23 protein-coding genes are annotated in these 26,056 nt (G+C 65.6%); 21 read left to right on the forward strand and 2 right to left on the reverse strand.

The annotated features are described in order from the left end of the window. Nucleotides 1–110 precede the first annotated feature (110 nt). The 6 genes from AC1RUR_RS06585 (at nt 111) to AC1RUR_RS06610 (ending at nt 6,246) form a co-directional block, all read left to right on the forward strand. Entirely contained in the window at nt 111–1,715 is a 1,605-nt protein-coding gene (locus AC1RUR_RS06585) for an ABC transporter substrate-binding protein (protein ID WP_492842279.1), read from the forward strand. 17 nt (nt 1,716–1,732) lie between these two features. Beyond that, nucleotides 1,733–2,674 carry an ABC transporter permease gene (locus AC1RUR_RS06590; RefSeq protein WP_492842280.1) on the forward strand — a complete coding sequence of 314 codons (942 nt, stop codon included), beginning with the start codon at nt 1,733–1,735 and terminating at the stop codon, nt 2,672–2,674. Then, on the forward strand, nt 2,671–3,594 hold the full coding sequence (locus AC1RUR_RS06595; protein WP_492842281.1) for an ABC transporter permease: 924 nt from the start codon (nt 2,671–2,673) through the stop codon (nt 3,592–3,594). Before AC1RUR_RS06590 ends, AC1RUR_RS06595 begins: the two co-directional genes overlap by 4 nt. Before the next feature lie 19 nt (nt 3,595–3,613). Then, nucleotides 3,614–4,603, forward strand: coding sequence for an ABC transporter ATP-binding protein (locus AC1RUR_RS06600; RefSeq protein ID WP_492842282.1), 990 nt, complete (start codon nt 3,614–3,616; stop codon nt 4,601–4,603). Continuing rightward, nucleotides 4,600–5,583: an ABC transporter ATP-binding protein gene (locus tag AC1RUR_RS06605; RefSeq protein WP_492842283.1), complete on the forward strand. Its 984-nt coding sequence runs from the start codon at nt 4,600–4,602 to the stop codon at nt 5,581–5,583. Before AC1RUR_RS06600 ends, AC1RUR_RS06605 begins: the two co-directional genes overlap by 4 nt. Before the next feature lie 183 nt (nt 5,584–5,766). Next, complete coding sequence (locus AC1RUR_RS06610; protein ID WP_492842284.1) at nt 5,767–6,246, forward strand: hypothetical protein; 480 nt, start codon at nt 5,767–5,769, stop codon at nt 6,244–6,246. A gap of 22 nt (nt 6,247–6,268) precedes the next feature. Here the strand turns inward: AC1RUR_RS06610 and aptA are convergent, their stop codons facing one another. Continuing rightward, nucleotides 6,269–7,615: an omega-aminotransferase AptA gene (gene aptA / locus AC1RUR_RS06615; RefSeq protein ID WP_492842285.1), complete on the reverse strand. Its 1,347-nt coding sequence runs from the start codon at nt 7,613–7,615 to the stop codon at nt 6,269–6,271. An 18-nt stretch (nt 7,616–7,633) separates the two neighbouring features. Further along, nucleotides 7,634–8,593 carry a GntR family transcriptional regulator gene (locus AC1RUR_RS06620; RefSeq protein WP_492842286.1) on the reverse strand — a complete coding sequence of 320 codons (960 nt, stop codon included), beginning with the start codon at nt 8,591–8,593 and terminating at the stop codon, nt 7,634–7,636. A gap of 27 nt (nt 8,594–8,620) precedes the next feature. Between AC1RUR_RS06620 and AC1RUR_RS06625 the strand changes: the two genes are divergently transcribed. From AC1RUR_RS06625 to AC1RUR_RS06695, 15 genes are all read left to right on the forward strand, one after another. Further along, nucleotides 8,621–9,781, forward strand: coding sequence for a C45 family autoproteolytic acyltransferase/hydrolase (locus AC1RUR_RS06625; RefSeq protein WP_492842287.1), 1,161 nt, complete (start codon nt 8,621–8,623; stop codon nt 9,779–9,781). Beyond that, complete coding sequence (locus AC1RUR_RS06630) at nt 9,781–11,346, forward strand: ABC transporter substrate-binding protein (RefSeq protein ID WP_492842288.1); 1,566 nt, start codon at nt 9,781–9,783, stop codon at nt 11,344–11,346. The genes AC1RUR_RS06625 and AC1RUR_RS06630 overlap by 1 nt, the downstream gene beginning before the upstream one ends. Nucleotides 11,347–11,355: 9 nt before the next feature. Beyond that, the gene (locus AC1RUR_RS06635; protein ID WP_492842289.1) at nt 11,356–12,300 is read left to right on the forward strand and encodes an ABC transporter permease; all 945 of its coding nucleotides are present in this window, start codon (nt 11,356–11,358) and stop codon (nt 12,298–12,300) included. Then, entirely contained in the window at nt 12,297–13,109 is an 813-nt protein-coding gene (locus AC1RUR_RS06640; protein ID WP_492842290.1) for an ABC transporter permease, read from the forward strand. The genes AC1RUR_RS06635 and AC1RUR_RS06640 overlap by 4 nt, the downstream gene beginning before the upstream one ends. Then, nucleotides 13,106–14,713, forward strand: a complete 1,608-nt coding sequence (locus AC1RUR_RS06645) for a dipeptide ABC transporter ATP-binding protein (protein WP_492842291.1) — start codon at nt 13,106–13,108, stop codon at nt 14,711–14,713. The genes AC1RUR_RS06640 and AC1RUR_RS06645 overlap by 4 nt, the downstream gene beginning before the upstream one ends. A gap of 14 nt (nt 14,714–14,727) precedes the next feature. Continuing rightward, complete coding sequence (locus AC1RUR_RS06650) at nt 14,728–16,269, forward strand: ABC transporter substrate-binding protein (RefSeq protein WP_492842292.1); 1,542 nt, start codon at nt 14,728–14,730, stop codon at nt 16,267–16,269. Beyond that, nucleotides 16,266–17,111 carry a polysaccharide deacetylase family protein gene (locus AC1RUR_RS06655; RefSeq protein WP_492842293.1) on the forward strand — a complete coding sequence of 282 codons (846 nt, stop codon included), beginning with the start codon at nt 16,266–16,268 and terminating at the stop codon, nt 17,109–17,111. The genes AC1RUR_RS06650 and AC1RUR_RS06655 overlap by 4 nt, the downstream gene beginning before the upstream one ends. After that, entirely contained in the window at nt 17,108–17,878 is a 771-nt protein-coding gene (locus tag AC1RUR_RS06660; RefSeq protein ID WP_492842294.1) for a polysaccharide deacetylase family protein, read from the forward strand. The genes AC1RUR_RS06655 and AC1RUR_RS06660 overlap by 4 nt, the downstream gene beginning before the upstream one ends. Nucleotides 17,879–18,151: 273 nt before the next feature. Further along, nucleotides 18,152–19,210 carry a TRAP transporter substrate-binding protein DctP gene (gene dctP, locus AC1RUR_RS06665; protein WP_492842295.1) on the forward strand — a complete coding sequence of 353 codons (1,059 nt, stop codon included), beginning with the start codon at nt 18,152–18,154 and terminating at the stop codon, nt 19,208–19,210. Nucleotides 19,211–19,214: 4 nt separating this feature from the next. Then, nucleotides 19,215–19,778 carry a TRAP transporter small permease gene (locus AC1RUR_RS06670; RefSeq protein WP_492842296.1) on the forward strand — a complete coding sequence of 188 codons (564 nt, stop codon included), beginning with the start codon at nt 19,215–19,217 and terminating at the stop codon, nt 19,776–19,778. After that, complete coding sequence (locus AC1RUR_RS06675) at nt 19,775–21,073, forward strand: TRAP transporter large permease (RefSeq protein ID WP_492842297.1); 1,299 nt, start codon at nt 19,775–19,777, stop codon at nt 21,071–21,073. Before AC1RUR_RS06670 ends, AC1RUR_RS06675 begins: the two co-directional genes overlap by 4 nt. A 204-nt stretch (nt 21,074–21,277) precedes the next feature. Beyond that, a complete protein-coding gene (locus AC1RUR_RS06680; protein ID WP_492842298.1) occupies nt 21,278–22,453 on the forward strand; it encodes an alpha-hydroxy acid oxidase in 1,176 nt (391 codons plus the stop codon). 254 nt (nt 22,454–22,707) lie between these two features. Continuing rightward, nucleotides 22,708–24,015, forward strand: coding sequence for an NtaA/DmoA family FMN-dependent monooxygenase (locus AC1RUR_RS06685; RefSeq protein ID WP_492842299.1), 1,308 nt, complete (start codon nt 22,708–22,710; stop codon nt 24,013–24,015). A 105-nt stretch (nt 24,016–24,120) separates the two neighbouring features. After that, a complete protein-coding gene (locus tag AC1RUR_RS06690; protein WP_492842300.1) occupies nt 24,121–24,903 on the forward strand; it encodes an amidohydrolase family protein in 783 nt (260 codons plus the stop codon). A 173-nt stretch (nt 24,904–25,076) separates the two neighbouring features. Then, entirely contained in the window at nt 25,077–26,033 is a 957-nt protein-coding gene (locus AC1RUR_RS06695) for a LysR family transcriptional regulator (RefSeq protein ID WP_492842301.1), read from the forward strand. Nucleotides 26,034–26,056 lie beyond the last annotated feature (23 nt).

Here is a 26,056-nt window from a genome sequence, read left to right on the forward strand (position 1 = left end):
CGCTGGCGAAGGCCTGGTTACTGGCATACCATTTGCACGCCAATGGGCTTCGGTTTCACCTGCTCTTGGCCAATGATTGGCCGGCATCACGGCATTACTGGGAGGACTTCATGGATCGCAGGAGCGTATTGAAGGGACTGGCTGGCGCGGGCGGTCTGGCATTGACGGGCGGCCTCTCGGCCCCGGCGATCGCGCAGGGCGCGGCGGCGCGTACGCTGCGCTTCGTACCGCAGGCCAATCTCGCCAATTTCGACCCGATCTGGGGCACGCAATATGTCGTGCGCAACGCCGCGGCGATGGTCTGGGACACGCTTTACGGCGTCGATTCCTCGCTCCAGCCGCAACGTCAGATGGTCGAATCCGAGGAAGTCACCGACGACGGTACGACCTGGACGTTCAAGCTCCGATCAGGGCTCAAATTCCATGACGGCGAGCCGGTGCGGAGCAAGGACGTCGTCGCGAGCCTTGCGCGCTGGTCGGCGCGCGATCCGATGGGGCTCATGATCAAGGCGATCCAGCAGGAGCTCACCGCCGTCGATGACCGCACCTTCAAGTTGGTGCTCAAGCAGCCCTTCCCGAAGCTGCTCTATGCGCTCGCCAAGAACAACTCGCCGTGCGCCTTCATCATGCCGGAGCGCATCGCGCAGACCGATCCGTTCAAGCAGATCGCCGAGTATGTCGGCTCCGGGCCGATGAAGTTCGCCAAGGGCGAATGGGTGCCCGGCGCCAAAGCGGTGTTCGAGAAGTTCGCCGACTACGTGCCGCGTCAGGAAAAGGCCTCGTGGCTTGCCGGCGGCAAGCAAATGCTGGTCGACCGCATCGAGTGGGTGGTGATGCCGGATCCGGCGACCGCGGCTGCGGCGCTGCAGAATGGCGAGATCGACTGGTGGGAGAATCCGATCGCGGACCTCGTGCCGGTTCTGAAGAAGAACAAGAACATCAGTGTCGATATTGGCGATCCCCTCGGCAATATTGGCTCGTTCCGCATGAATTTCCTGTATCCGCCCTTCAACGACGTGCGGGCGCGGCGTGCGGTGTTGATGGCGATGAGCCAGGAAGACTACATGCGCGCGATCGTCGGCGACGACACCGCGCTCTGGAAACCGCTGCCGGGCTTCTTCACGCCGGATACGCCGCTCTACACGGAAGTGGGCGGTGAGATCCTGAAGGGCAAGCGCGATCTCGACGCGGCCAAGAAGCTGCTTGCCGAGAGCGGCTATTCCGGCCAGCCGGTGACGTGCCTGGTGGCGCAGGACCAGCCGATCACCAAGGCGATGGGCGACGTGACCGCGGACCTCCTGAAGAGGCTCGGCATGAACGTCGATTTCGTCGCGACCGACTGGGGCACGGTCGGCTCCCGCCGTGCGCAGAAGACGCCGCCGGGACAGGGCGGGTGGAACATGTTCCACACCTGGCATGCGGGCTCGGACTGCATCAACCCGGCGCCGTACACCGCCATTCGCGCCAATGGCGACAAGGCCTGGTTCGGCTGGCCCACCAGCGCCGGCACCGAAAAGGAGGTCACATCCTGGTTCGAGGCCAAGAATCTCGACGAGGAAAAGGCCACCATCAACCGCCTCAACAAGGCGGCGATGGATGACGTCGTCTATGCGCCGACCGGCTTCTTCCTGAGCTACACGGCGTGGCGCAAGAACGTCTCCGGCATCACCAAGGGGCCGTTGCCGTTCTTCTGGGGCGTATCGAAGTCAGCATGATCGTGCACTGAAGCCAGATGCTCTCCTACATCCTCCGTCGCATCGTCGCGACCTTGCCGGTGATGGCAATCGTCGCGCTGTTCGTGTTCAGCCTGCTTTACATCGCGCCGGGCGACCCGGCCGTGGTGATCGCGGGCGATCAGGCGAGCCCGGAGGATGTGGAGCGCATCCGCCAGAGCCTCGGTCTCGACCGGCCCTTCCTGGTCCAGTTCGGAAGCTGGGTCTGGCGCATCCTGCACGGCGATCTCGGTACCTCGATCTTCACCAATCTGCCGGTCTCGACGATGATCGGGCAGCGTCTCGGACCGACGCTGTCGCTGATGATCGTCACGCTGCTGCTCACGATCGTGATCGCGGTGCCGCTCGGCGTGGTGGCGGCGTGGAAGGCCGGCAGCCTGATCGACCGCGTCATCATGGGCTTTGCCGTGTTCGGCTTCTCGCTGCCCGTCTTCGTGGTCGGCTACATGCTTGCCTACATCTTCGCGCTCGAGCTGGAATGGCTCCCGGTGCAGGGCTACACGCCGCTTGCCCAGGGCTTTTGGCCCTGGCTGGAGAACCTGATCCTGCCGGCGGTCGCGCTCGGCTGCGTCTACATCGCGCTGATCGCGCGCATCACCCGCGCCACCATGCTCGAAGTGCTGCAGCAGGACTATATCCGCACCGCGCGGGCCAAGGGCCTCGGGCAGGGCGGCATCCTGTTCGTTCACGCGCTGAAGAATGCGGCGGTGCCGATCGTCACCGTGATCGGGATCGGCATCGCGCTCCTGATCGGCGGTGCCGTCGTCACGGAAAGCGTGTTCGCGATTCCCGGCCTCGGCCGGCTCACGATCGACGCGATCCTGCGCCGCGACTATCCGGTCATCCAGGGCATCGTGCTGCTGTTCAGCTTCGTCTACGTCCTCGTCAATCTGATGATCGACGTCATCTATACGCTCGTTGACCCGAGGATCCGCTATTGACCGACACCACCGTCAACCCGCAATCGCTCCCGGCCGGCTTCGTCCTCGCGCCGCAACTGCCGGAGATCCTTCGGCCGGTCAAGATCCGGCGCGGCTTCATCGGTTTCCTGCGCGGCCATCCGACGGTCGCCATCGGCGGCGCGCTGCTGCTGATGCTGGTGCTGATCGCGATCTTCGCACCTTATCTCGGAACGGTCGATCCGACCGCGCTCGCGCCGGCCAAGCGCACGCGGGCGCCGTCGGCGGCCTACTGGTTCGGCACCGACGTGCTCGGCCGCGACATCTATTCGCGCGTGCTCTTCGGCGCGCGGGTGTCGCTCACGGTCGGCCTGTCGGTTGCGTTGTTTGCGTCCGCCGTGGGCCTTGCCATCGGCATCGTCTCCGGCTTCATCCGCTGGGCCGACGGCATCCTGATGCGCTTCATGGACGGCTTGATGTCGATCCCGCCGATCCTGCTGGCGATCGCGCTGATGGCCTTGACGCGCGGCAGCGTCGGCAACGTCATCCTGGCCATCACCATCGCCGAGATCCCGCGCGTTTCCCGTCTCGTCCGCAGTGTGGTGCTGTCGCTGCGTGAGCAGCCCTATGTGGACGCGGCGGTCGCCTGCGGGACGCGCACGCCGATGATCATCATCCGACACATCCTGCCCAACACGCTCGCGCCGATGCTGGTCCAGGCGACCTATATCTGCGCCAGCGCCATGATCACGGAGGCGATCCTGTCCTTCATCGGTGCGGGTACGCCGCCCACCATTCCGTCCTGGGGCAACATCATGGCCGAGGGCCGCGCGCTGTGGCAGGTCAAGCCCTATATCGTGTTCTTTCCGGCGGCGTTCCTGTCCGTCACCGTGCTTGCCGTGAATCTGCTCGGCGACGGCCTTCGCGATGCGCTCGATCCGCGCATGGCCAAGAGCCTCTGATGTCAAGGGGCTGATCACGATGGCGCTGCTCGAAGTCGAGAATCTTCAGACCCACTTCCGGACGCCCAGCGGCATCAACCGCGCGGTCGACGGCGTGTCCTTCCATGTCAACGAGGGCGAGACGCTCGCGATCGTCGGCGAGTCCGGCTGCGGCAAGTCGGTGACCTCGATGTCGCTGATGCGGCTGATCCCCGAGCCGCCCGGCAGGATCGCCGGCGCCATCCGCTTTGCGGGACGGGACCTCCTCAAGCTGTCCGACCGCGAGATGCGCGCCATCCGCGGCAACGACATCTCCATGATCTTCCAGGAGCCGATGACCAGCCTCAATCCGGTGCTCACGGTCGGGCGCCAGATCCGCGAGACGCTGATGATCCATCAGGGCCTGGACAAGCAGGCCGCCGAGGCGCACGCGGTCGAGATGCTGACCCTGGTCGGCATTCCCGAGCCGAAGCGGCGCGTGCGCGAATACCCGCACCAGCTCTCCGGCGGCATGCGCCAGCGCGTCATGATCGCGGTTGCGCTGGCCTGCAATCCCAAGCTTCTGATCGCGGACGAGCCGACCACGGCGCTCGACGTGACCATCCAGGCGCAAATTCTCAAGCTGATGCTCGACCTCAAGAGCCGGGTCGGTGCCGCGATCATCCTGATCACCCACGATCTCGGCGTCGTCGCCGAGATCGCCGAGCGCGTCATGGTGATGTATGCCGGCCGCAAGGTCGAGGAGGCGCCGGTTGCCGAGCTGTTCCGTTCGCCGCGTCATCCCTATACGCAGGGTCTGCTCGGCGCGGTGCCGCGGCTCGGCTCGTCGCTGACCGGCACCGCAAGGCGGCTCGCCGAGATTCCCGGGCAGGTGCCGGATCTGCGCAAGCCTATCATTGGCTGTGTCTTCGCCGGGCGCTGTGCGCTTGCGACCGACCTCTGCCGCCAATATGCACCGGGGCTCGAGGAGAAGGGCCCGCGCCACGTCGCGGCCTGTCACTATGCGGCCAAGGGAGCCGTTGCGGCATGAGTCCTCCGCTGCTCCAGGTCAACGACCTCAAGAAGCATTTTCCGGTCAACAAGGGTCTGTTTGGCCGCAAGTCCGAATGGGTCTATGCGGTCGACGGCGTGTCCTTCGAGATCGCGCGCGGCGAGACCTTGTCGCTGGTCGGCGAATCCGGCTGCGGCAAGTCGACGGTCGGACGCGCCATCCTGCGGCTGTTCGACATCACCTCGGGGCAGGTGATCCTCGACGGCCAGCGTATCGACGATGCCGCGCCGGCCACGATGCGGCAGATGCGCCGGCGCGTGCAGGTCGTGTTCCAGGATCCGTTCTCCAGCCTCAATCCACGCATGCGCGTGCGCGACATCCTCGCCGAGCCGATCCGCAATTTCGGCCTCGCCAAATCCGCGGAGGATCTCGAGGTCCGCGTCACGTCGCTGATGGATACGGTGAGGCTGCCGCGCGAGGCGCTGAACCGGCGGCCGCACGAATTCTCCGGCGGTCAGCGCCAGCGCATCGGCATCGCGCGGGCGCTCGCGGCCGAGCCCGAGCTGATCGTCTGCGACGAGGCGGTCTCCGCGCTCGACGTCTCGGTCAAGGCGCAGATCGTCAATCTGCTCCAGGACCTCCAGCAGGAGTTCGGCCTCGCGCTGCTGTTCATCAGCCATGACCTCGCCATCGTCGAGCACATGACCCATCGCGTCGCGGTGATGTATCTCGGCAAGATCGTGGAAGTCGCGCCGCGCCGGGAGATCTTTGCCGCGCCGAGGCATCCCTACACCAAGGCGCTGCTCTCGGCGGTACCGCTGCCCGAGCCGGGCGCCCAGCGCAATCCGATCATCCTCGGCGGCGACGTGCCGAGCCCGATCAACCCGCCGAGCGGATGCCGCTTCCACACCCGTTGTCCGTACGTGTTCGATCGTTGCCGGACGGAGGAGCCGCAGCTCCGCGCCGCCGAAGGCGAGCAATGGGTGGCCTGCCATCTCGACGCATTGCCACAAGGCTAGGCGGCCGCGCCGCCGCGTTACGGCGCTGCGCGCGTGAGGGCCCGCGTCGACCGATGCGGTGCGGCTCGGTCACATGCCGCAACATATCGCAACATCTTCGCCCAAATTTGATCGGCTCGCGGCGGGTAGGATCGGTTCGAACACCGTGAATCGGAGGCCACTGCGATGCTCTCGAGATTGTCCGTGACGCAAACGAGGCTTGCGGCGGCTTGCCTCGCGCTCGCGGTCCTCAGTTCGTCCGCAGCGGAAGCAACGCTGGACACTCTGGCCGGCTCGTGGTCCGGCATGGGCTCGATGAAGCCGAAGGATGGTCCGAACGAAAAGGTGCGTTGCAAGGTGGCCTACAACGTCACGAAGCCGGGCCGATCGCTCACCCTGGATCTGCGCTGTGCGAGCGAGGCCTACAGGATGATTCTGTCCGCCAACATCGAACAGAACGGAACGGAATTCTCGGGGAATTGGTTCGAGAGTGAATACCGCCAGGGCGGCAAGATCTATGGGACGAGCGCGGAGGATGGGCTGATCGAAGCCAGAATCGAGGGCAACACAGTGGCGGCACTGGTGACGATCCGCACGAAGGGCGGCCACCAATCGTTCGTCATGGATGCGCCCGGCGCCTGGGTTTCGCAGGTCGCCATCGAGCTCAAGAAGGACGCGAAGTGACGATCAGCGGTCTTGTCGGCCGCTAGCCGATGGCGCTCAGGGCGCGGCGGATGGCCGCGAAGATGTCGCCGATCTGCTCCTCGGTGATGATCAGGGGCGGCGAGACCAGCAGCGTGTCGCCGCTGCCGCGGATCAGGATGCCGTCCTCATAGCAGCGGCCGGCGCACTCGGTGCCGCGCGCACCCGGCGCGCCGTCGCGCGGCTTCAGGTCGATCGCGGCCAAGAGCCCGATGTTGCGGATGTCGACGACATGGGGAAGGTCGCGCAAGCCGTGCGCGTGGTTTTCCAGAACCGGCGCGAGGCGGCGTGCCCGCTCGAACAGGCCGAGATCCTGATAGACGTCGAGCGCGGCAAGACCCGCCGCGCAGGCCAGCGGATGCGCCGAATAGGTGTAGCCGTGGAACAGCTCGATCGCGTTGTCCGGCCCCTGCATCAGCGCGTCGTAGACCTTGCCGCTGACGATGACGCCGCCCATCGGCACGGCCGCGTTGGTCATGCCCTTGGCGCAGGTGATGATATCAGGCGTCACGCCGAAGGCGTTGGCGCCGAACGCCGCGCCCAGGCGGCCGAACCCCGTGATCACCTCGTCGAAGATCAGGAGAATGCCGTGCTGGTCGCAGATCTGGCGCAGCCGCTCGAGATAGCCGACCGGCGGCGGCAGCACGCCGCCGGAGCCGGTCACGGGCTCGACGATGACGGCGGCAATCGTCGAGGGATCGTGCACCTGCAGCAGCTTTGAAAGCTCGTCGGCGAGATGCGCGCCCCACTGCGGCTGTCCCCGCGAGAACGCCGCGTGCTCCGGATTGTGCGTGTGCGGGAGATGGTCGACCTCGGGCAGCAGCGGGCCGAAATCCCTGCGGTGGCGGACGATGCCGCTGACCGACAGGCCGCCCCAGCCCATGCCGTGATAGGCCTTGGCGCGCGAGATGAAGCGGATGCGGCTGGCCTCGCCGCGGGCGCGATGATAGCCGCGTGCGATCTTCAGCGCGGTGTCGACCGATTCCGAACCCGAATTGGTGAAGAAGACGTGGTCGAGGCCATCTGGCGCGATCTCGGTGATGCGCCGGGCGAGCTCGAAGGCGGCCGGATGGCTCATCTGGAACGAGGAGACGAAGTCGAGCTTCGCCGCCTGCGCCTGGATCGCCTCGACGATGCGTCGCTGCCCATGTCCCGCATTCACGCACCACAGCCCCGCCATGCCGTCGAGGATGCGCCTGTTGTCATCGGTGACGTAGTGCATGCCTTCGGCGCCGACGAAGATGCGCGGCTTCGACTTGAACTGCCGGTTCGGCGTCATCGGCAGCCAGAACGGCTCCATGGCCTCGCGGGTGAGGGGGCTGTTGGAGGAGGCGAAGGCATTCATGGGCATGACAACTCTTGTACGTGTTCAGGCGGATCTTGACGGAGCGGAACTGGCGGGGCGGCGCTTGAGCCTGGCGGCGCCTTCGAGATGCCGGCGCAGCAGCGCGGCGGCAGCCTCGTTCTGGCCGGCTTCGAGCTGATCGAGGATGGCGAGATGCTCGCGACAGTTCACGATCACGCGCTCATGGCCGAAGGTCCAGTCGTAATTGCCGAAGCGCCGCAGCCGGTTCTGCTGCTGAACCGCGACCAGCAGATAGCGGTTGCCTGACGCGGCGGCGAGGCCTTCGTGAAAGGCGGCGTTCATCTCGTAGAGTGCGATGCTGACCGTGTCGCTCCACGGCATCGCCAGCATCTCCTGATGACGGCGGCGCATCTCGGCAGCCCAGGCCGGATCGAGCCGAAATCCCGGCTCGAGCAGGCCGGCCGGCTCGATCAGCAGACGATAGCGATAGCTTTCGTCGCGTGCCTGTGTATCTGCGAGCGTCGGCTGGAAGCGCCAGCCATGTCCCGGCTTGCGCTGGACCGCGGCAACTTCGGCAAGCCTGGTGAGCACGCGCTGCACGATCGGCCGTGTTGCATCGTAGCGCTGCATCAGGTCGCGCTCGGATACTTCGTCGGGCAGCCGGCCGGCGCGGCGATCGCGCGCGATGGCGAGGAACAGCCGGTCGGTATCGTCGGGGTTCGGCTTCGGTGGCGTCTTGTGCAGGGCAGGGGCGGTTTCGGCGACGAAATAGCCGCGGCTGACGCCGGCATGCACGAGCTTGCGCCGTGCCAGCAGCTTCAGCGCCGCGCGCACCGGCGTACGCGACACCTGGAGGCGCTCGGCCAGGGCGACTTCGGCAAGACGTGTTCCGGGCGCCAGCCGTTCGCTCCGGATCAGATCCATGATCCCAGCGGACAATTCGCGCTGAAGACGGCTTGGCGAGGCCTTTTCCCGGGTTGAAGATTTTTGTTTCATGTCATCACAAAATACATTAGCCTCCATCGGAAAGCAAAAGGAACTTGCCGTCCCATGGTCGAACCCTTTCCCCTCATCGAAATCTCCGGTCCTCCGCGCGAGCGTGGACGTCAGTACGGGCAGAAGGCGGCGGGCCGCATCAAGAAGGGGACGACGCATTACTTCGCGCAGTTGCAGGAGCTCTCGCTCGATGCGAAGGGCGTGGCCGCCTTGGTGCGGGATTATCTTCCCGTCATCGAGGCGTTCGAGCCTGATTATATCGAGGAGATGCGCGGCATCGCCGAAGGCGCCGACGTTCCGTTCGAGGATATCGTCCTGCTCAACGCCCGCACCGAGATCCTCAAGCTTGCCAATCCGAAGATCCGCGCGCGCCTGAAGGCGCCCGATGAGCCCGATGGCTGCACCGGCGTCGTTGCGCTGCCGACGGCGACCGGTAACGGTCGTCTGATCCATGCCCAGAACTGGGACTGGAAGCGCGAGTGCGCGGAGACCGCTGTGGTGCTGAAGGTGCGCCGCGATGACGGTCCCGATCTCATGACCTTCACCGAGGCCGGCGCGCTGGGGCGCTGCGGCTTCAACGCGGTCGGCATCGCGATCACTGCGAACTATCTTCAAAGTGACCGTGACTATCGCCAGGTCGGCGTGCCGCTGGCACTGATCCGCCGCAAGGTGCTGGAGCAGGAGCATGTCGCACTTGCCATGCGCGTGGTCTATTGCACGAAGAAATCCGCGGCCAACAACATGATCGTCAGCCATCGCGAGGGCGTGGCGATCGATTTCGAATGCGCGCCGGATGAGACCTTCCAGGTGCATCCGCAGAACGGCCTGCTGGTGCACGCCAATCACTTCGTGAGCCCGGTTGCGCTTGGCAAGCTCAAGGACGCTGGTATCCAGGATACACCTGACAGTCTCTACCGCGACATCCGCGTCCGCGATCTGCTTCAGCCGCACATCGGCAGCATCACCTTCGACACGGTCAAGACCGCGCTGTTCGACGAGTTCGCCTATCCCTGGTCGGTCTGCCGTCCGCCGCGCCGCAATCTCAGCAACAATCTCAGCGCCACCGTGGCGATGATCCTGATGGAGCCGGCGAGCGGGCTGATGCAGGTGGCGCCGCTGCCGGCGCTCAATCGCGAGTTCACCTCCTACCGGCTCGAGATCGACGAGATCGGGCGGGCCGCGTTCGAGCGGTCGGCTGCGGCGGGGGCGGCGTGATGCGGCGGCGTCGGCCATCGCCGGCATGGGCGGTCGGTCTGGCCGCATTGGCCCTGCTGGCCATGCTGGGGAAAGCCGGCGCCGAGACATTGTTGCGGACGCGGCTTAACGCCGACATCCGCTCGACCGATCCCGGCACCAATCGCGACGCCAACACGGATGCGGTGGTCGCCCACGTCGTCGAAGGGCTGGTCGCCTTCCGCGATGATACCTCGGTGGGCCCGATGCTTGCCGAGAGCTGGACCGTTTCGAACGACGGCAAGGCCTACACGTTCCGCCTGCGGCAAGGCGTCAAATTCCACAATGGCGCCACCATGACCGCGGATGACGTGGTCTGGTCGCTGAAGCGCTGGCTTGATCCGGCGACGCAATGGCGCTGCCTGTCCGAGTTCAGCGCCACCGGTATTGCGCGGATCGAAAAAATCGAGGCGCCGGACCCGCAAACCGTCGTTGTCACGCTCGATCAGCCGACCGCCTTGTTTCTCCCGACTCTGGCGCGGCCCGATTGCGGCCAGACCGCGATCATCCACCGCGACTCCGTCGGCGCGGACGGCAAGTGGATCGCCCCTGTTGGCACCGGCCCGTTCAAGCTCGCCGAGTGGAAGCGGGGGCAGTATGTCGATATCGTCCGCTTCGACGGCTATGTCCCGCGCAGCGAGCCGCGCACCGGCTACACCGGCGCCAAGGACGTCAAGGTCGATCGCGTGCGCTTCAACGTGATCCCGGACAGCTCCGCGGCGAAGGCGGGTCTGCTCAGCGGCTCGCTCGACGTCATCATGAGCCTGTCGATCCCCGATCTCGAAGAGCTCAAGACGCGTCCCGAGGTCCAGCTCAGCATCACGCCTGCGCTCGGCCTCACCGGCATCCTGTTCCAGACCAGGGACCCGCTGCTGAAGGATGTGCGGATCCGCCGCGCGATTGCGCTCTCCATCGACACCGCGCAGATCGTCGACGCGGTGATGCTGGGCACGGCGCGTCCGAACAATTCCGCGCTGCCGATCGGCAGCCCCTTCTACAGCGAGGCGCAGTCGCACGGCTATGCGCAGAACATCGCGGAAGCGAAGAAGCTGCTGGCGGAGGCCGGCTATCGCGGCCAGCCGATCAAGATGATCACCAACAAGCGCTACAGCTTCGTATTCGATTCCTCCGTGCTGGTGCAGGCGATGGCGCAGACCGTCGGTATCAATATCGAGCTCGAGGTGATGGACTGGGCGGCGCAGCTCGACCGCTACAACCGCGGCGACTACCAGTCGATGGCCTTCGTCTATTCGGCTCGCCTCGATCCCTCCTTGAGCTTCGAGATGCTGACCGGGCCGAAGGCGTCGCAGCCGCGCAAGGTCTGGGACAATCCGGAGGCGCAGGAGATGCTGCGCCAGTCGATGACGATCGACGATGCCGCGAAGCGGCAGGCGCTGTTCGACGAGATGCACAAGCGCTTCATCGCCGACGTGCCGATGATCGTGCTGTTCAACGGTGCCGAGCTGACGGCGCTGCGCAAGAGCATCAAGGGCTATGCCGGCTGGCTCTATCCGGAGCCGCGGTTCTGGGGCGTCACGGTCGAGTAGGGCGACGCCATGTTGGGTTACCTCGCAAGACGGCTGGCCATGACGATCCCGACGCTGCTGCTGGTCGCGATCGCCGTGTTTGCGCTGGTCCGGCTCATTCCCGGCGACCCCGTGCAGGTGATGCTCGGCGATGCCGCCGATCCCGCCCAGGCGGCGCAGCTCCGCGCCCAGCTTGGCCTCGACCAGCCGATTCCGGTCCAGTTCGTGCACTGGATCGCAAAGCTTGCCGCCGGCGATTTCGGGCACTCCATCACCAACAATCTCGCGGTGCTGCCGCTGATCCTCGACCGCTTCCAGGTCAGCGCGGTCATCGTGCTGGTGGCGGTCGGGCTTGCTGCCTGCATCGCTGTTCCGGCCGGCCTCGTCGCGGCCTGGAAGCAGAACAGTCTGGTCGATCTCTCCGTGGTCGGCGGGGCGACGCTGCTGCTGTCGATCCCGAGCTTCTGGCTCGGCCTGCTGCTGCTGCTCCTGTTCGGGCTCAAGCTGAAATGGCTGCCGGTGATCGGCTATGTGCCGTTCGCGGAGAATTTCTGGCAGGCCGCGACCTTCATCGTGCTGCCGATCGCGACGCTCACCATGGTGGAGATCGGCGTGCTCACGCGCATGGCGCGTGCCGCCTCGATCGAGGTGCTCAGGCTCGAATACGTCACGCATGCGCGCGCCAAGGGCGTGCCGGAATGGCGCGTGCTGGCCCGGCACGTGCTGCCCAACGCGTTCGCGCCGACCTGGACGCTGATCGGCCTCGTGCTCGGCCATCTGCTCGGCGGCATCGCGGTGATCGAGACCGTGTTCACGCTGCCCGGCCTTGGCCGGCTCCTCGTCGATTCGATCTTCGCGCGCGACTATCCCGTGGTGCAGGGCTGCCTGCTGTTCACGGCGGTGATCTACGTCGTGGTCAACCTGATCGTCGACCTCTGCTATCCGCTGTTCGATCCCCGGGTGACGGTGGCATGAGGATGCGCGCCAACACCGCGATCGGCGGCACGCTGATAGCGCTGCTGCTTGGCGCGGCCGCCACCGGAGCCTTCTGGACGCCGTTCGATCCGCTGCGCATCAATCTGCGGGCGCGGCTTCAGGCTCCGTCGCCGGTTCACTGGCTCGGCACCGATGAGTTCGGCCGCGACGTGCTGAGCCGCATCATGGTCGGCGCCGGCGCCAGCGTCATGATTGCCCTGGTCACCGTGCTGCTGGCGGTGTTGGCGGGCACGATGATCGGCTGCACGGCGGGCTACATCCGCGGCTGGGCCGACCGCATCATCATGGCGGTCAACGACGCGCTGCTCGCGTTCCCCGGTATTCTGCTGGCGTTGGCCGTGATGATCGTCGTCGGCGCCAACAAGGTCGGGCTCATCCTGGCGCTCGGTCTCGCCTACATTCCGTCGGTCGTCCGCGTGGTGCGCGGCACCGTGCTGTCGATCCGTGAGAAGGAGTATGTGGAGGCCTCGCGGGTCATCGGCAATTCGGAACTCTATTCGATGATCCGGCACGTGATGCCGAATGCGATTGCGCCGGTTGCAGTGCTCGCGACCAGCATGTTCGGCTGGGTGCTGCTGGCCGAGAGCGCCTTGAGCTTCCTCGGCCTCGGCGTGCCGCCGCCGGCGCCGACCTGGGGCAACATGCTGGCGGCGAGCCGTCCGTTCATGGAGACCGCGGCATGGCTCTCGATCGCGCCGGGCCTGTGTATCGCGCTGACACTGCTCGGCATCAACCTGCTCGGCGATTCCTTGCGCGATCGCCTCGACCCCAGGATGGCGCACGGATGACGCTGCTGTCGGTCGAAAATCTCCGTATCGAGGTGTCGGCCAGCAAGGCCGTGATCGTCGACGACATCTCCTTCGCGGTCGAGCGCGGCGAGTTTCTGGCCGTCGTCGGCGAATCCGGCAGCGGCAAGACCGCGGCCGCGCGCGCGGTGCTCGGCCTGTTGCCGCCGGGGCTGCGCACGGCCGGCGGCAGGATCGCGCTCGACGGCGTCGATCTCGCCAATGTCTCCGCGCGCCGGATGCGGGCGATGCGCGGGCCTGTTGTCGGCATGGTGTTCCAGGAGCCGATGGTCTCGCTCAATCCGGCCATCAGTGTCGGCGCTCAGATGGCGGAGGGGCTCGGCCTGCACGAGCGGCTCGGCAAGCGCGAGATCCGGCGCCGCTGTCTCGACATGCTCGCGCGCGTGCAGATCCGCGATCCCGAGCGGACGTTTGATGCCTATCCGCACGAATTCTCCGGCGGCATGCGCCAGCGCATCATGCTGGCCTCGGTGATGCTCTTGAAGCCGAAGCTGCTGATCGCGGACGAGCCGACCACGGCCCTGGATACCCTGACCCAGCGCGAGGTGCTCGATCTCATGGTTGGGCTGGCCCGCGACCACGGCACCTCGGTCATGCTGATCACCCACAATCTTGGCCTGGTGTCGCGCTATGCGCAGCGTGCGCTGGTGTTGCGCCAGGGCAGGATGGTCGAGACCGGCACGAGCCGGCAGATCCTGTTCGCGCCGCGCGAGGCCTATACCAAACGGCTGGTCGAGGCCCTGCCGCGCCGCGGGGCCACGACCAGGGCGCGGCAGGGCGGCGAACCCCTCGTCAGTGTCCGAGGCCTCAAGGTCGGCTTCGCCGGGCGGCAGCGCTTGTTCCGGCGCGATGCCGGCGTCCCGGCCGTCAACGGCGTCGATCTCGATATCGCCGCAGGCGAGACGGTTGCCGTCGTCGGCGGCTCAGGCTCGGGCAAGACCACGCTCGGCCGCGCCATGCTGCGGCTGATCCCGACCTCGGGCGGCGAGATCAGGTTCCGGGGCAGGGACGTGACGGCGACAATCGATCGTGACTTCCGGCTCGCCTCGCAACTCGTGTTCCAGGATCCCTATTCCTCGCTCGATCCGCGCATGCGTGTCGGCGAGATCGTCGCCGAGCCACTGCGTCACGTGCCGCAATTGACGGCGGGCGAGCGCGATGGGCGTACGGAGGCAATGCTGGAGGAGGTCGGGCTTGCCGGTCTCGGCAAGCGCTGGCCGCATGAATTGTCCGGCGGTCAGCGCCAGCGCATCGCGATTGCGCGCGCCATCGTGCGCCAGCCGGCCTTCGTCGTCGCGGACGAGCCGGTCTCGGCGCTCGACATGACCATCCAGGCGCAGGTGCTGAAACTGTTCGAGCGGCTCCAGGCGCAATACGGCTTTGCGTGCCTGTTCATCAGCCATGATCTGGCCGCCGTCGAGCAGGTCGCCGACCGCGTCGTGGTGATGCAGGGCGGCCGGATCGTCGAGCAGGGCTTGCGTGACGACGTGTTCGATCACCCCCAGCATGATTACACCAAGGCGCTGCTCGCGGCCGCGCCGGTCTTGGACTTCGCCGGTGCGGCGGCGGAGCGTGCCTCGGGCTGAACGGGATCTTGCGTATGAAGCGGTTTGTCGTTGCGTTGTGTCTGATGCTCGTGTCGCTGTCGGCGGCCCGTGCCGAGAGCGTTCTGCGCAGCATGATCACGACCGACATTCGCGGCCTGATGCCGGGCAACAGCCCCGACGACAACACCGGCCTCGTGCTTCAGCAGATCTATGAAGGCCTCGTCGCCTGGCGCGGCGACGGCACCGTCGCCCCGATGCTGGCCAAGGCGATCGATATCTCCGCGGACGGGCGAACCTACACCTTCACGCTGCGCGAGGGCGTGACCTTTCACAACGGCGCGCCGCTGACCTCGCGGGAAGTGGTCTGGACCTGGGAGCGCTTCCTCGATCCGAAATCCGGCTGGCCGTGCCGGACCATTTTTGACGGCACCCGCAAGGTCAAGATCGTCGAGATCACGGCGCCGTCGCCGGCGCAGGTCGTGTTCCGGCTGGCCGAACCAAGCGGCGCCTTCCTCAGCACGATGGCGCGGGCCGATTGCGACGGCACCGGCATTGCCCATCCGGAGTCGGTGGCTGCCGACGGGACCTGGCAGAAAGCGATCGGCACCGGCCCGTTCAAGCTCGCCGAATGGCGGCGCGGCCAGTTCATCGAGCTCGCCCGCAACGAGGCTTATGCTGCGCGCAGCGAGCCGGCCGACGGCCTAGCCGGGGCCAAGGCTGCCAAGGTCGATCGTGTCAGGCTGTCGATCGTTCCCGATCCGGCGGCGGCGAAGGCTGCGATTCAATCCGGTAATCTCGATCTCTGGCCGTCAAGCGATCCGAAATTCGCAGGCGAGCTGAAGTCGGCAGGCCTGGTCATCGCCTCATCGCCGGTCGCCTCGCTGAATGCGATCGTGATGCAGACCAACGACCCGCTGCTGAAGGACAAGCGCATCCGCGCGGCGATCGCCGCCTCGCTCGACTATCCCAGCATGAGCGACAGCCTGACCGACGGCTATGCCAAGCCGAGCACCTCGCTGGTCCCGCTCTCGAGCCGTTACTATGGCGCGGTGGAGCAGGCGGGTTACAGTCTCGACATCGTGCGCGCAAAGAAGCTGCTGACCGAAGCGGGCTACAAGGGCGAGCCGATCAGGATCACCACCAATTCGCGCTTTCCCGTCATGAATGACGTGGCCGTGCTGGCGCAGGCGATGGCGCAGCAGGCCGGCCTCAACCTCACCGTCGAGGTCGTCGAATTCGCCACCCAGCTCAGCCGCTACAACAAGGGCGACTATCAGCTCATGGTGTGGAACTACACGCCCTATCTCGATCCGGCCTTCGGCCTCGACCGCTTCATCGGTGACAAGAGCGTGCAGCCGGACCGCGTCTGGGGCAACGCTGATGCGATCGAGCTGCTCGGCAAGCTGATGGAGACGTCTGCGCCCGAGGCGCGCCAGCCGCTGTTCGACGCGCTCCACAAGCTGTTTGTCGATGATGCGCCGATGATCGTGTGGAGCTCCGGCGTCAATGTCTCGGCGGTCTCGCCCAAGGTGCGCGGTTATGCGCCATGGGCCGGCCGCAAACCCCGCTTCTGGAATGTCGAGGTTGTCCCATGATCTCCCTTGCCCAGCGCAGACAGCATGCCTGGCCGGACGGCGCGCGTTGTGTGGTCGGCCTCACGCTCGATTTCGACGGCACGTCGCTGGAGCGCGGCCGCGGGCAATTGCCGCTCGGCGCGCGCTCGCACGGCCGCTATTCCGCCAAATGCGGCATCCCGCGTTTCGTCGACATGTTCACGCGGCACAACGTACCCTGGACGTTCTATGTCTCGGGTTATGATGCCGAGGAAAGCCCCGATCTCGTCCGCGACATCGCGCGTTCCGGCGTCGAGATCGGCTCGCACGGCTATTTTCACGAGGGCGTCGATCCCGGCGAGGCCGAGCCGGAGCTGCTGGAGCGGACGCACCGGCTGCTCACGGAGATCACCGGCATCGCGCCGCGCGGATGGCGCTCGCCGTCCGGGCACAAGACCGCGCGGACGCTGCGCAAGCTCCGCGAGCTCGGCTATGTCTACGATTCCAGCGACAAGGATTTCGACCTGCCTTATCTCGCGCGCTACGACGGCGAAGAGCGCAGCGACTATGTCTGCCTGCCCAACAACACCTCGAGCTTAGATGATTTCCCGTTCTACCGCGTCAGCTACACGCCGCCGTCGGAAGTGCTGACACACTGGGAGCAGGAGTTCGACGCCATCTACGCGGAGGGCGGCTATTACAACCTGACCTTCCACCCACGCGTCGGCTACGGCTCCGGATCGCCCGCGCGCGTTGCGGCGGTCGAAGGGTTGATCAACTACGCCAAGCGGCACGAAGGCGTGCGCTTCGTCGGCATGCTGGAGCTGGCCGAATGGTGCCTGAAGCGTCCGTCCGACTGGCGGCGGGACTGGAGCGGACAATGAGCAAGCCGATCATTCCAGTTGTCGTGACCGTCAACCTTCAGGGCAAGACGGTGGAGCTGACCCAGCTCGGGGAAGACGCGCTGTTCGGCCGCGCGTCCTACGGCAAATACGCCTATGCCGTCGGTTGCGAGCGGCTGTTCGGCCTGCTCGATCGCCACGGCATCAGATCCACCGTGTTCGTTCCCGGCGCCGAAGCAGAGGCCAATCCCGCCTATGTCGCCGCACTCGCCGACCGCGGGCACGAGATCGCCGCGCATGGCTGGGCGATGGAGGAGATGGACGCGGCAGGGATCGACGAGCGGGGGTTGCTGGAGCGCACGCATGCGACGCTGTCGCGGATCGCAGGCCGCGCCCCGCGCGGCTTTCGGGCGCCGCATGGCCGCCTCACGGAGCGCACGCTCGGACACCTCGCCGACCTCGGCTATCGCTATGATTCCAGCTTCCAGGACGACGATCATCCGTACCGGCTCGACGCCGATGGCGGCCGCGGCATGGTCGAGGTGCCGCATGCGGAGATCCTGATCGACGCGACGCTCTACGGCCAGCGCCAGACCCATGATCGCGTCATGAAGATGTGGCGCGAGGAGATCGAGGCGATGCATCGCGAACGCTGCCTGATCACGCTGACCTTGCATCCGCGCAGCGACTACGGCAGCGCGCGGGCAAGCCGTGTGGCTGCCCTCGACGGCCTGCTGACATGGCTGCAGGGCCTCGACGGTGTTGCGTTCCTGACCTGCGAAGAGGTCGCCGGCCAGTCGCTCTCCTGACCGCCAGCGCAACTGCGCGAGAAGCTCTGCGCCGATAGGGGCCGCCCCAGCCCGCCGGTCGCGCCTGCGTCATTCATCGGAATAAGCGGCAAATCGCCGCGCGATGCATCATTCCGGCCGATGGATGCCATCAGGAAAATGCCCAATCGGGCCTGAAAGCCTTGTGCTAACAAAACTCAGTGGCGTTTCGGCAGGATAGTTCTGCCGTGGCGCGCGGCCAGGGGCGGCACGTCCCGGCAATACAAAAGAAGAACATTGAGCCCAGGGGTGGAAATGGAACGAGATGTCCTGTTGTCGGGGGATGGCATTGGTCGCACCGCGCGCAGAGGAGGGCAGCCGCTGCGGCGGCTTGCAGGGGTCGCAACAGCTGGTCTGCTGGCGCTCTCTTTCCTGGCGGCGCAGGCGACCCCTGTTACGGCTGGCCAGACCTGGAATGCCTACACCTACAATTCGGTCGCCACCGTCACCGCAGCCAAAGGCCTGGCCGAGCTGTTCGACGAGATCGGCAAGCGCACCAATGGCGAGCTGAAGATCAAGCTGCACCTCGGCGGTACGCTGCAGATCAAGGCGACCGACATCACCCAGGCCGTCGCCGACAACATCGTCCAGATGGGAGATGACGCATTCTTCCTCGGCAGCGTGCCGGTCGGAGCGGTGGTACGCCTGCCGATGCTGGTCCACAATCCCGCCGAATACGAAAAGGTGTCGGCCATCCTCGCGCCCGCGCTGAGCGAAGCCTATGCCAAGCGTGGCATCGTCGTGGTCGGCCAATACGTGTTTCCGGAGCAGGTGATCTGGTCGCGGAAGGAGCTCAAGTCGCTCAGGGATATCCAGGGCCAGAAGATCCGCGTGATCTCGCCCGACCAGGGCGAGTTCATCAAGAAGATGGGCGGTTCGCCGGTGACGCTGGGAACGGCGGAAGTCCCCGCGGCCATCGATCGCGGCGTCGTTGACGGCGCGATCACCGCAAGCTCCGGCTACGGCTATGTCTGGCGTGACCTGTTCAAGTACAATTATCGGCTGAACCTCGGCTATGTCTCCTCGCTCTTGCTGGTGAACAAGAAAGCCTGGGACCGGTTGTCGCCGTCCGTCCAGACCGTGGTGCAGGACACGATCCGCGAGATCGCGGACAAGACGACCAAGGCGATGGCATCAGAGGATCAGGACCTCACCCAGAAGCTTGCCGCGCAGATGACCTCGACCACGCCGTCCACCGCGGAAATCGAGGAAGCCGGCCAGAAGATCAAGCCTTACTACGCCGAATGGGCGAAGGGGCAGGGGCCCGAGGCGGCCGAACTGCTGGACCAGGTCCGCAAGGCTCTGGGACGCTGAGGGCATGCTGACATCTCCCCAACCACAGCGGCTCGACGCCGGACACGCCGTCGAGGCAGCATCTTCGCAAGTCACCGAAGGATGGATCGAGCGCCTGTGCCGCTGGCTCTGCGAGCTCGCCATCATCTCCATGATGGTCATGGTCGCAGCCGAGGTGGTCCTGAGAAACCTGTTCGGCGTCTCGCTTCAATCGGCAGATGAACTCGGCGGCTATCTGCTCGTCGCCGTTTCGTTTCTGAGCCTGTCGACCTGCTTCGTCAGCGGCGCCTTCCACAAGGTGGAATTCATCGACAACAGGCTCGGCGAACGCGGTCATGCCCTGCGCAAATTGATCTTCGACACGATCGCGCTCGCCTTCAGCCTGCTGCTGCTCTGGCAGCTGGTTCGCCTGGTGCTGCGCAGCTTCGACGGCGGCGATTTCGCCGCGACCATTCTCGGCACGCCGCTCTGGATTCCCCAGCTCACCATGCCGCTCGGCATCGCAGCCCTCTGCTATTCGCTGCTTAGGGCGGTCGGAGCGGACATCCGCGGGTTCGGTGCCGCAAACCGCCGGAGCCGTGGTCAATGAGCGCGGGTCTCCAACTCATCGTCGCCTTCGCGGTGTTCCTGTCGCTGCTCGGCCTCGGCATGCAGGTGCCGTTCGCCATCGCGATTCCCGCCGCGGTCTATCTGTTCATGCAGAACGACTTCGATGCCTTCAACGGGCTCGGCCTGGTCAGCTGGGGCAGCATGGACAGTTTTACGCTGACCGCCATACCGCTCTTCATCCTGCTCGCCGAAATCCTGCAAAAGAGCGGACTGAGCTTCCGGATCTACCGCGGTCTGTCCGTGCTGGTCGCGCGGATCCCCGGCGGCCTGCTCCAGACCAATATCGCGGGCTGCGCGGTGTTCGCCGCGATCAGCGGCTCCAGCATCGCGACCGCAGCCTCGATCGGCAGCGTCGCGCTGCCTCAGCTCGGCCAGCGCAAATATGATCGCCGGCTCTCCGCGGGGTCGCTCGCGGCCGGCGGCACGCTCGGAATCCTGTTCCCGCCGAGCATTGCGATGATCGTCTACGGCACCTTCAGCGAGACCTCGGTCGCAAAACTGTTCATGGCCGGCGTGATCCCGGGATTGATCCTGACCGCCATGTTCATGGCCTACATCGCGGTCTACACCACGATGAGGCCGAGCGCGGCGCCCGCGGAGGTGCTGACGCGGAGCGTCGCGGGAATCATGGGCGCGCTGGTCGACGTCCTGCCCTTCGCGATCCTGATCGCGTTCATCCTCGGCAGCATCTATTCGGGACTGGCGACGCCGACCGAGGCGGCGGCGATCGGATGCCTGTTCGGCATCGCGATATCCGCCATCTGGGGCGAGCTGACCTGGCCGAAATTCGTTGCCGCCATGCACCGGACGGTCGAGGTCGTCGGCAACATCCTGTTCATCGTCTATGCGGCCTTCCTGTTCTCCTATGCGATCAGCTATGCCGGCGTCGGCGATGACGTCACCGCCTTCGTCGTCGGCCTGCACCTGAGCAAGGTCGAGTTCTTCATCGCGGTCTTCGTTCTCTACACGGTTCTCGGCTGTCTGGTTGAGAGCCTCGGCATGATCGTGATCACGGTGCCGCTGCTGTATCCGGTACTCGTCCAGTACGGCGTCGATCCGATCTGGTTCGGCGTCATGCTCGTGATGTTCATCGAGCTCGGGCAGATATCGCCGCCGATCGGCATCAATCTCTTCGTCATCCAGAGCATCTGGGACGGCAAGCTCAGCGAAGTGGTGATGGGAACGATCCCGTTCCATCTGATCATGCTGGTCCTCTTGTTCATGCTCGCGATCTGGCCGGAAATCGCTTTGTTCCTGCCGACGCGCATGGGCTGAGACGAGTCATCGTCAGGAGATTTGACGCGCACGACGTTCGCCGTGCGCCGCTCTTCTGCGCCCGCAAGATTGCGTGCGACATCATCACGCCGACTGATGGTCAGCATCAAAATTTGGCCAATTCTCTGTCACGCGGCGATCGACGAATAATGACTGGGGATCGATCGGTCGATTCCGCGCATCAAGGTGAGCTGACAAGAACTCATGCAACTCGAACAGGCGATAAACTTCGACGACATCAGAACACTCGCGCGCAAACGCCTGCCGCGGATCGCTTTCGACTTCATCGACGGCGGCGTGGACGGAGAGGCGGGGCTCGCGCGCAACCGCGTTGCGTTCGACCGCTACAAGCTGCTGCCGCGCTATCTGGTCGACGTCGAGAGCCGTCGCCAGACGGTAAATCTGTTCGGCCACGACTATGCCAGCCCGTTCGGCATCTCGCCGATGGGCATTGCCGGGTTCTTCCGCCCCGGTGCGGACCTGATGCTCGCGCGCGCGGCGGCGCGCTTCGAGATTCCCTACATCATGTCGAGCGCGAGCTGCGATTCCATCGAGGCGGCGATGGCGCTCGCGCCCAAGACGACGTGGTTCCAGATCTACGGCACGCGTGATCCCCATATCACGCTCGACCTGGTGCGCCGCGCCAAGGCGCTCGGCGTGCGCGTGCTGCTGATGACGATCGATACGCCTGTCATGGGCAAGCGCGAACGCAACGTCCGCAACGGTTTTCGCCGTCCGATGAAGATGACGCCGTCGGTGATCCTGCAGGGATTGAGCCGGCCGGGCTGGACCTGGCGCTATCTCACCAAGGGCGGAATCCCGATGATGGAGAACTGGCGGCCCTACGCGCCGGAGGGCGCGAACGCCAATGCGATCGCCGACCTCTACGGCGAGCAGACGCCGGCGCCGGCGCAGACATGGTCGATCCTCGAACAGGTGCGGAAGGCCTGGGACGGCCCGCTGGTGGTCAAGGGTGTGATGCATCCGGCCGACGCGCTGAAATGCCTCGAGTGTGGAGCGAATGGCGTGATGGTGTCGAACCATGGCGGACGGCAGCTCGACAGCGCGCCGGGCTCGATCGACATGCTGCCGGCGATCGCCGATGCGGTCGGGGGCCGCATGGAAGTTCTGATCGACAGCGGCTTCCGCCGGGGCAGCGACGTTGCAAAGGCATTGTGCCTGGGCGCCAAGGCCGCGTTCTTCGGTCGTCCCGCGATGTTCGGTGTCGCCGCGGCCGGCGAGACCGGCGCCTGCAAGGTCATCGACATCATGCGGCAGGAAATGAGCCTGCTGATGGGACAGCTCGGCTGGATCAACCTCGACAGGGCCGGGCCGGACAGCCTGCTCGACCTGCTGGATCCCCGCATGGGACGAAACTAAAGCATGATGAGATTGGGTTCAAATGCTGCAACGAAGGAGGTGCGCTCCCTCCCCCGCTTGCGGGGGAGGGTTGGGGAGAGGGTATCTCCGCAATCGAGAACCCCCAGGAGGAGAGAGCCCTCACCCGGCGCGTTGCGCCGACCTCTCCCGCAGGCGGGAGAGGTGCACCAAGCCTGCGGCCGCTTGATTCAACTCCAACCTCATTCCGACTTAGCGAACGCGGCCAACCCCGGTTCGAGAACGAGAGGAACGACGTGACCAAACGCATGCACCTGATCGGCTTCTACATGCACAGCCCGATCAACCATACGGCACTGAGCTGGGCCGACCCCGAGGACGATCGCGTGGAAGGCATGCAGACGTTCGAGCACTGGAAGCGCCTTGCGCGGACGCTCGAGCGCGGCCGGTTCGATGCGGCGTTCTTCGCCGACACGCCGGGCGGAATGGAGCGCTACAAGGACAGTTTCGAGGACTATGTCCGTTACGGCGTCACCTGGCCGTGCCACGATCCGATGGCCCTGCTGGGCGTGATGCTGGCGGAGACCAGGCATCTCGGGCTCGCCGTCACGCTGTCGACGGCGGGGACGCATCCGTATCACACGGTGCGCCGGCTCTCGACGCTGGACTATCTCAGCGGCGGGCGCGTCGGCTGGAACATCGTGTCAGGTCATCTGCGCGGCGAGCATCGCGCACTCGGCCTCGACCAGATCGAGCACGACAAGCGCTACGACCAGGCCGACGAGTACATGGAGATCTGCCACGCGCTGTGGAACGGGATCCAGCCCGGGGCCGTTCTCGCCGACAGGCAAACCGGCAACTTCGCCGATCCGGCCAAGGTCGCGGTGGTTGATTTCAAGGGCGCGCACTATCGTTGCCACACCGTGCCGCCAACCTTGCCGTCGGCCCAGGGCCGTCCCGTGCTGTTTCAGGCGGGCTCGTCGGGCCGTGGTCAGGAATTCGCGCTCAAGCACAGCGATGTCGTGTTCTCGATCCAGGCGCGGGTGGAGTCGATGAAGACGTTCGTCGACAAGCTCAAGGACTCCTCGACGTCGCAGGGGCGGACCGAGCCGCCAAAAGTGGTGTTCGGCATTCAATGCGTGCTTGGCGGCACCGAGCTCGAGGCGAAGCGCCGCCAGGCCGAGATCTTCGAGCGCATTCCACTCGATGCCGCGCTCAGCCGGATGTCCGGCACGCTCGGCATCGACTTCAGCAGGATCGATCTCGACACGCCGCTTGCCGCCAATACCACCGACGCCTCGCGCGGCATGCTGATGGCGCTGGCGAACATGACCGGCGACGGCAATGCGACCGCGCGCGACGCGGCGCGCGTGTTCGGGGCGACCGCCGGCATGCCGCAACTGGTCGGTACGCCGGAACAGGTCGCGGGCCAGCTCGAGCATCTCTGGCGCACGAGCGGCTGTCACGGCTTCAACATCACGCCGACGACCAACATCAGGAGTATCGAGGACTTCGTCGACGAGGTCGTTCCGCTGTTGCAGGCCAGAGGCGTGTTCCGAACCGACTATGACGGCGACACCCTGCGCGACAATTTCATGAACTGAGGAGCGATCGTGCGCTCCGCCGCGATCGGTGCTTTCGAGATGCCAGACAAGTCAACACCACGAACTCCCAAGCTTCGCGCTCCCAGAGGCGCCTGCGACACCCATATGCACATCTACAGCAGGGCGTATCCGGCCTCGTCCAAGGCCTGGCTGTTTCCGCCCGACTTCAGCGTCGAGGATTATCGCAAGGTGCAGGCGCGGATCGGCCTGGAGCGCACGATCATCGTTCAGCCCGTCACTTACGGTTTTGACAATCGCTGCACGCTGGATTCGGTGACCGCGTTCGGCCCCGGTGCGCGGGCGGTCGTGACCGTGCCGACTGATGTCACCGACGGCGAGCTCGACCGGCTCTGGCAGGGCGGCGCGCGGGGCCTGCGCTACCACCAGATGCGGGGCAGCGTCACCGAATGGTCCGACGTGCCCGTGATGGCGGAGCGCATCCGCGGCACCGGCTGGCATCTTCAGATTCAATTCGACGGGCTGGAATTCCCGGAGCATGAGGCGCTGATCGCGCGTTTGCCCTGCACAGTGGTGATCGACCATATGGGCCGCTACGCGCGTCCGCTTGCGGTGGAGCATCCTGCCGTTCAGTCGCTGCTTAGAGTGGCCGCGCGCGAGAACGTCTACGTCAAGCTGTCGGGTGCCTATCACATCGCGCATGCGGGCGGTCCCGAATACACGGAGGTCGCGCCGATCGCGCAGGCCCTGGTGCGGCAGGGGACGGACCGCCTGTTATGGGGATCGGACTGGCCGCATCCGACCGAGACGGCCGAGACCATGCCTGACGATGCCGACCTGCTGGATCTGCTCCTGAGCTGGGCGCCCGATCCGGCCGCCCGTCAGGCCATCCTCTCCGACAATCCCGCCCGTCTCTACGGATTCGGGTAGCCGACATGTTGCACGCCGCCCTGCAATCCGTCCTGCCGACGCCTGATCGACGCGATCAGAGCGGATGCATTGCGCTATCATCAGATATAATGATGGTACGCCGGGCGGACCGTTTCATTGACCTGATGAGAGGGCCTGCGCGGCCCGATTCAACTCATTGGGCTAGGTGGAACATGCTCTCCAGGGTGACGCTGGACCAACTCCAGATGCTGATCGCCGTCGCGGACTGCGGCAATTTCTCTGCGGCTGCGCGCAAGGTCAATCGAGTCCAGTCGGCGGTCAGCCAATCCATTCAATCGCTCGAGGACGCGCTCGAGCTGAAGCTATTCGATCGTTCGAGCAAGCTGCCCCGATTGACGGACGCGGGCGAGGCGATCGTCCAGGACGCGCGCCGGATCGTCAGCAGCACCGATGCGCTGCGCGCCCGCGCCAAGAACATGGCGACCGTGGCCGAGCCGGAGATCAGCCTCTCGATCGAGCAGGTGTTTCCGAGCCCGGTGCTGATCGAGAGCCTGCGGGCGTTTCGGGAACGATTCCCGCTCGTGTCGGTGAACCTGCTCGCCGAGGGCCTTGGGGCGCCCGAGCAGTCGCTGTTCGAAGGCAATGCGCGGCTCGCAATCTACTCGACCGCGCTGGACGGCATGCCGGGCTTTCAGATGGAATTTCTCGGCGACGTGCCGATTTCGCTGGTGGCCTCGTCCCGGCACCCGCTGGCGGCGATCGAGGGACTGATTCCGCAATCCGCGCTGGAAGAGCACATCCAGCTGACCATGGTCGATCGCACCAAGCGTTACCGCGGCGTCGTGATGGGAACGCATACCTGGAGCTTCATCGACCAGTTCAGCCGGCTCGATTTCGTCCGTAACGGCTTTGGCTGGTGCGCGATGCCGACCCATCTCGCGCAATCCTATCTCGATTCCGGCGAGCTCGTGGAATTGAAGCTCGCCGCGCACAACGGAGAGCCGCTGCGGTTTCCGCTCTATGCCGTGCACAAGATCGAGCAGCCGCCCGGGCCGGCCGCGCAATGGCTGCTGGGCGAGCTGCGGCGTCGCTTTTCCGACTGGATCGCCGCAACCGTCGATCGCCAGTCGCTGCGGCGAGGAATCCAGATCCGTGTGACCACGGTGTGATGGCTGACCAGGCTGAACGGAGT

Source organism: Bradyrhizobium sp. GW821-FHT12B03 (assembly GCF_058807535.1).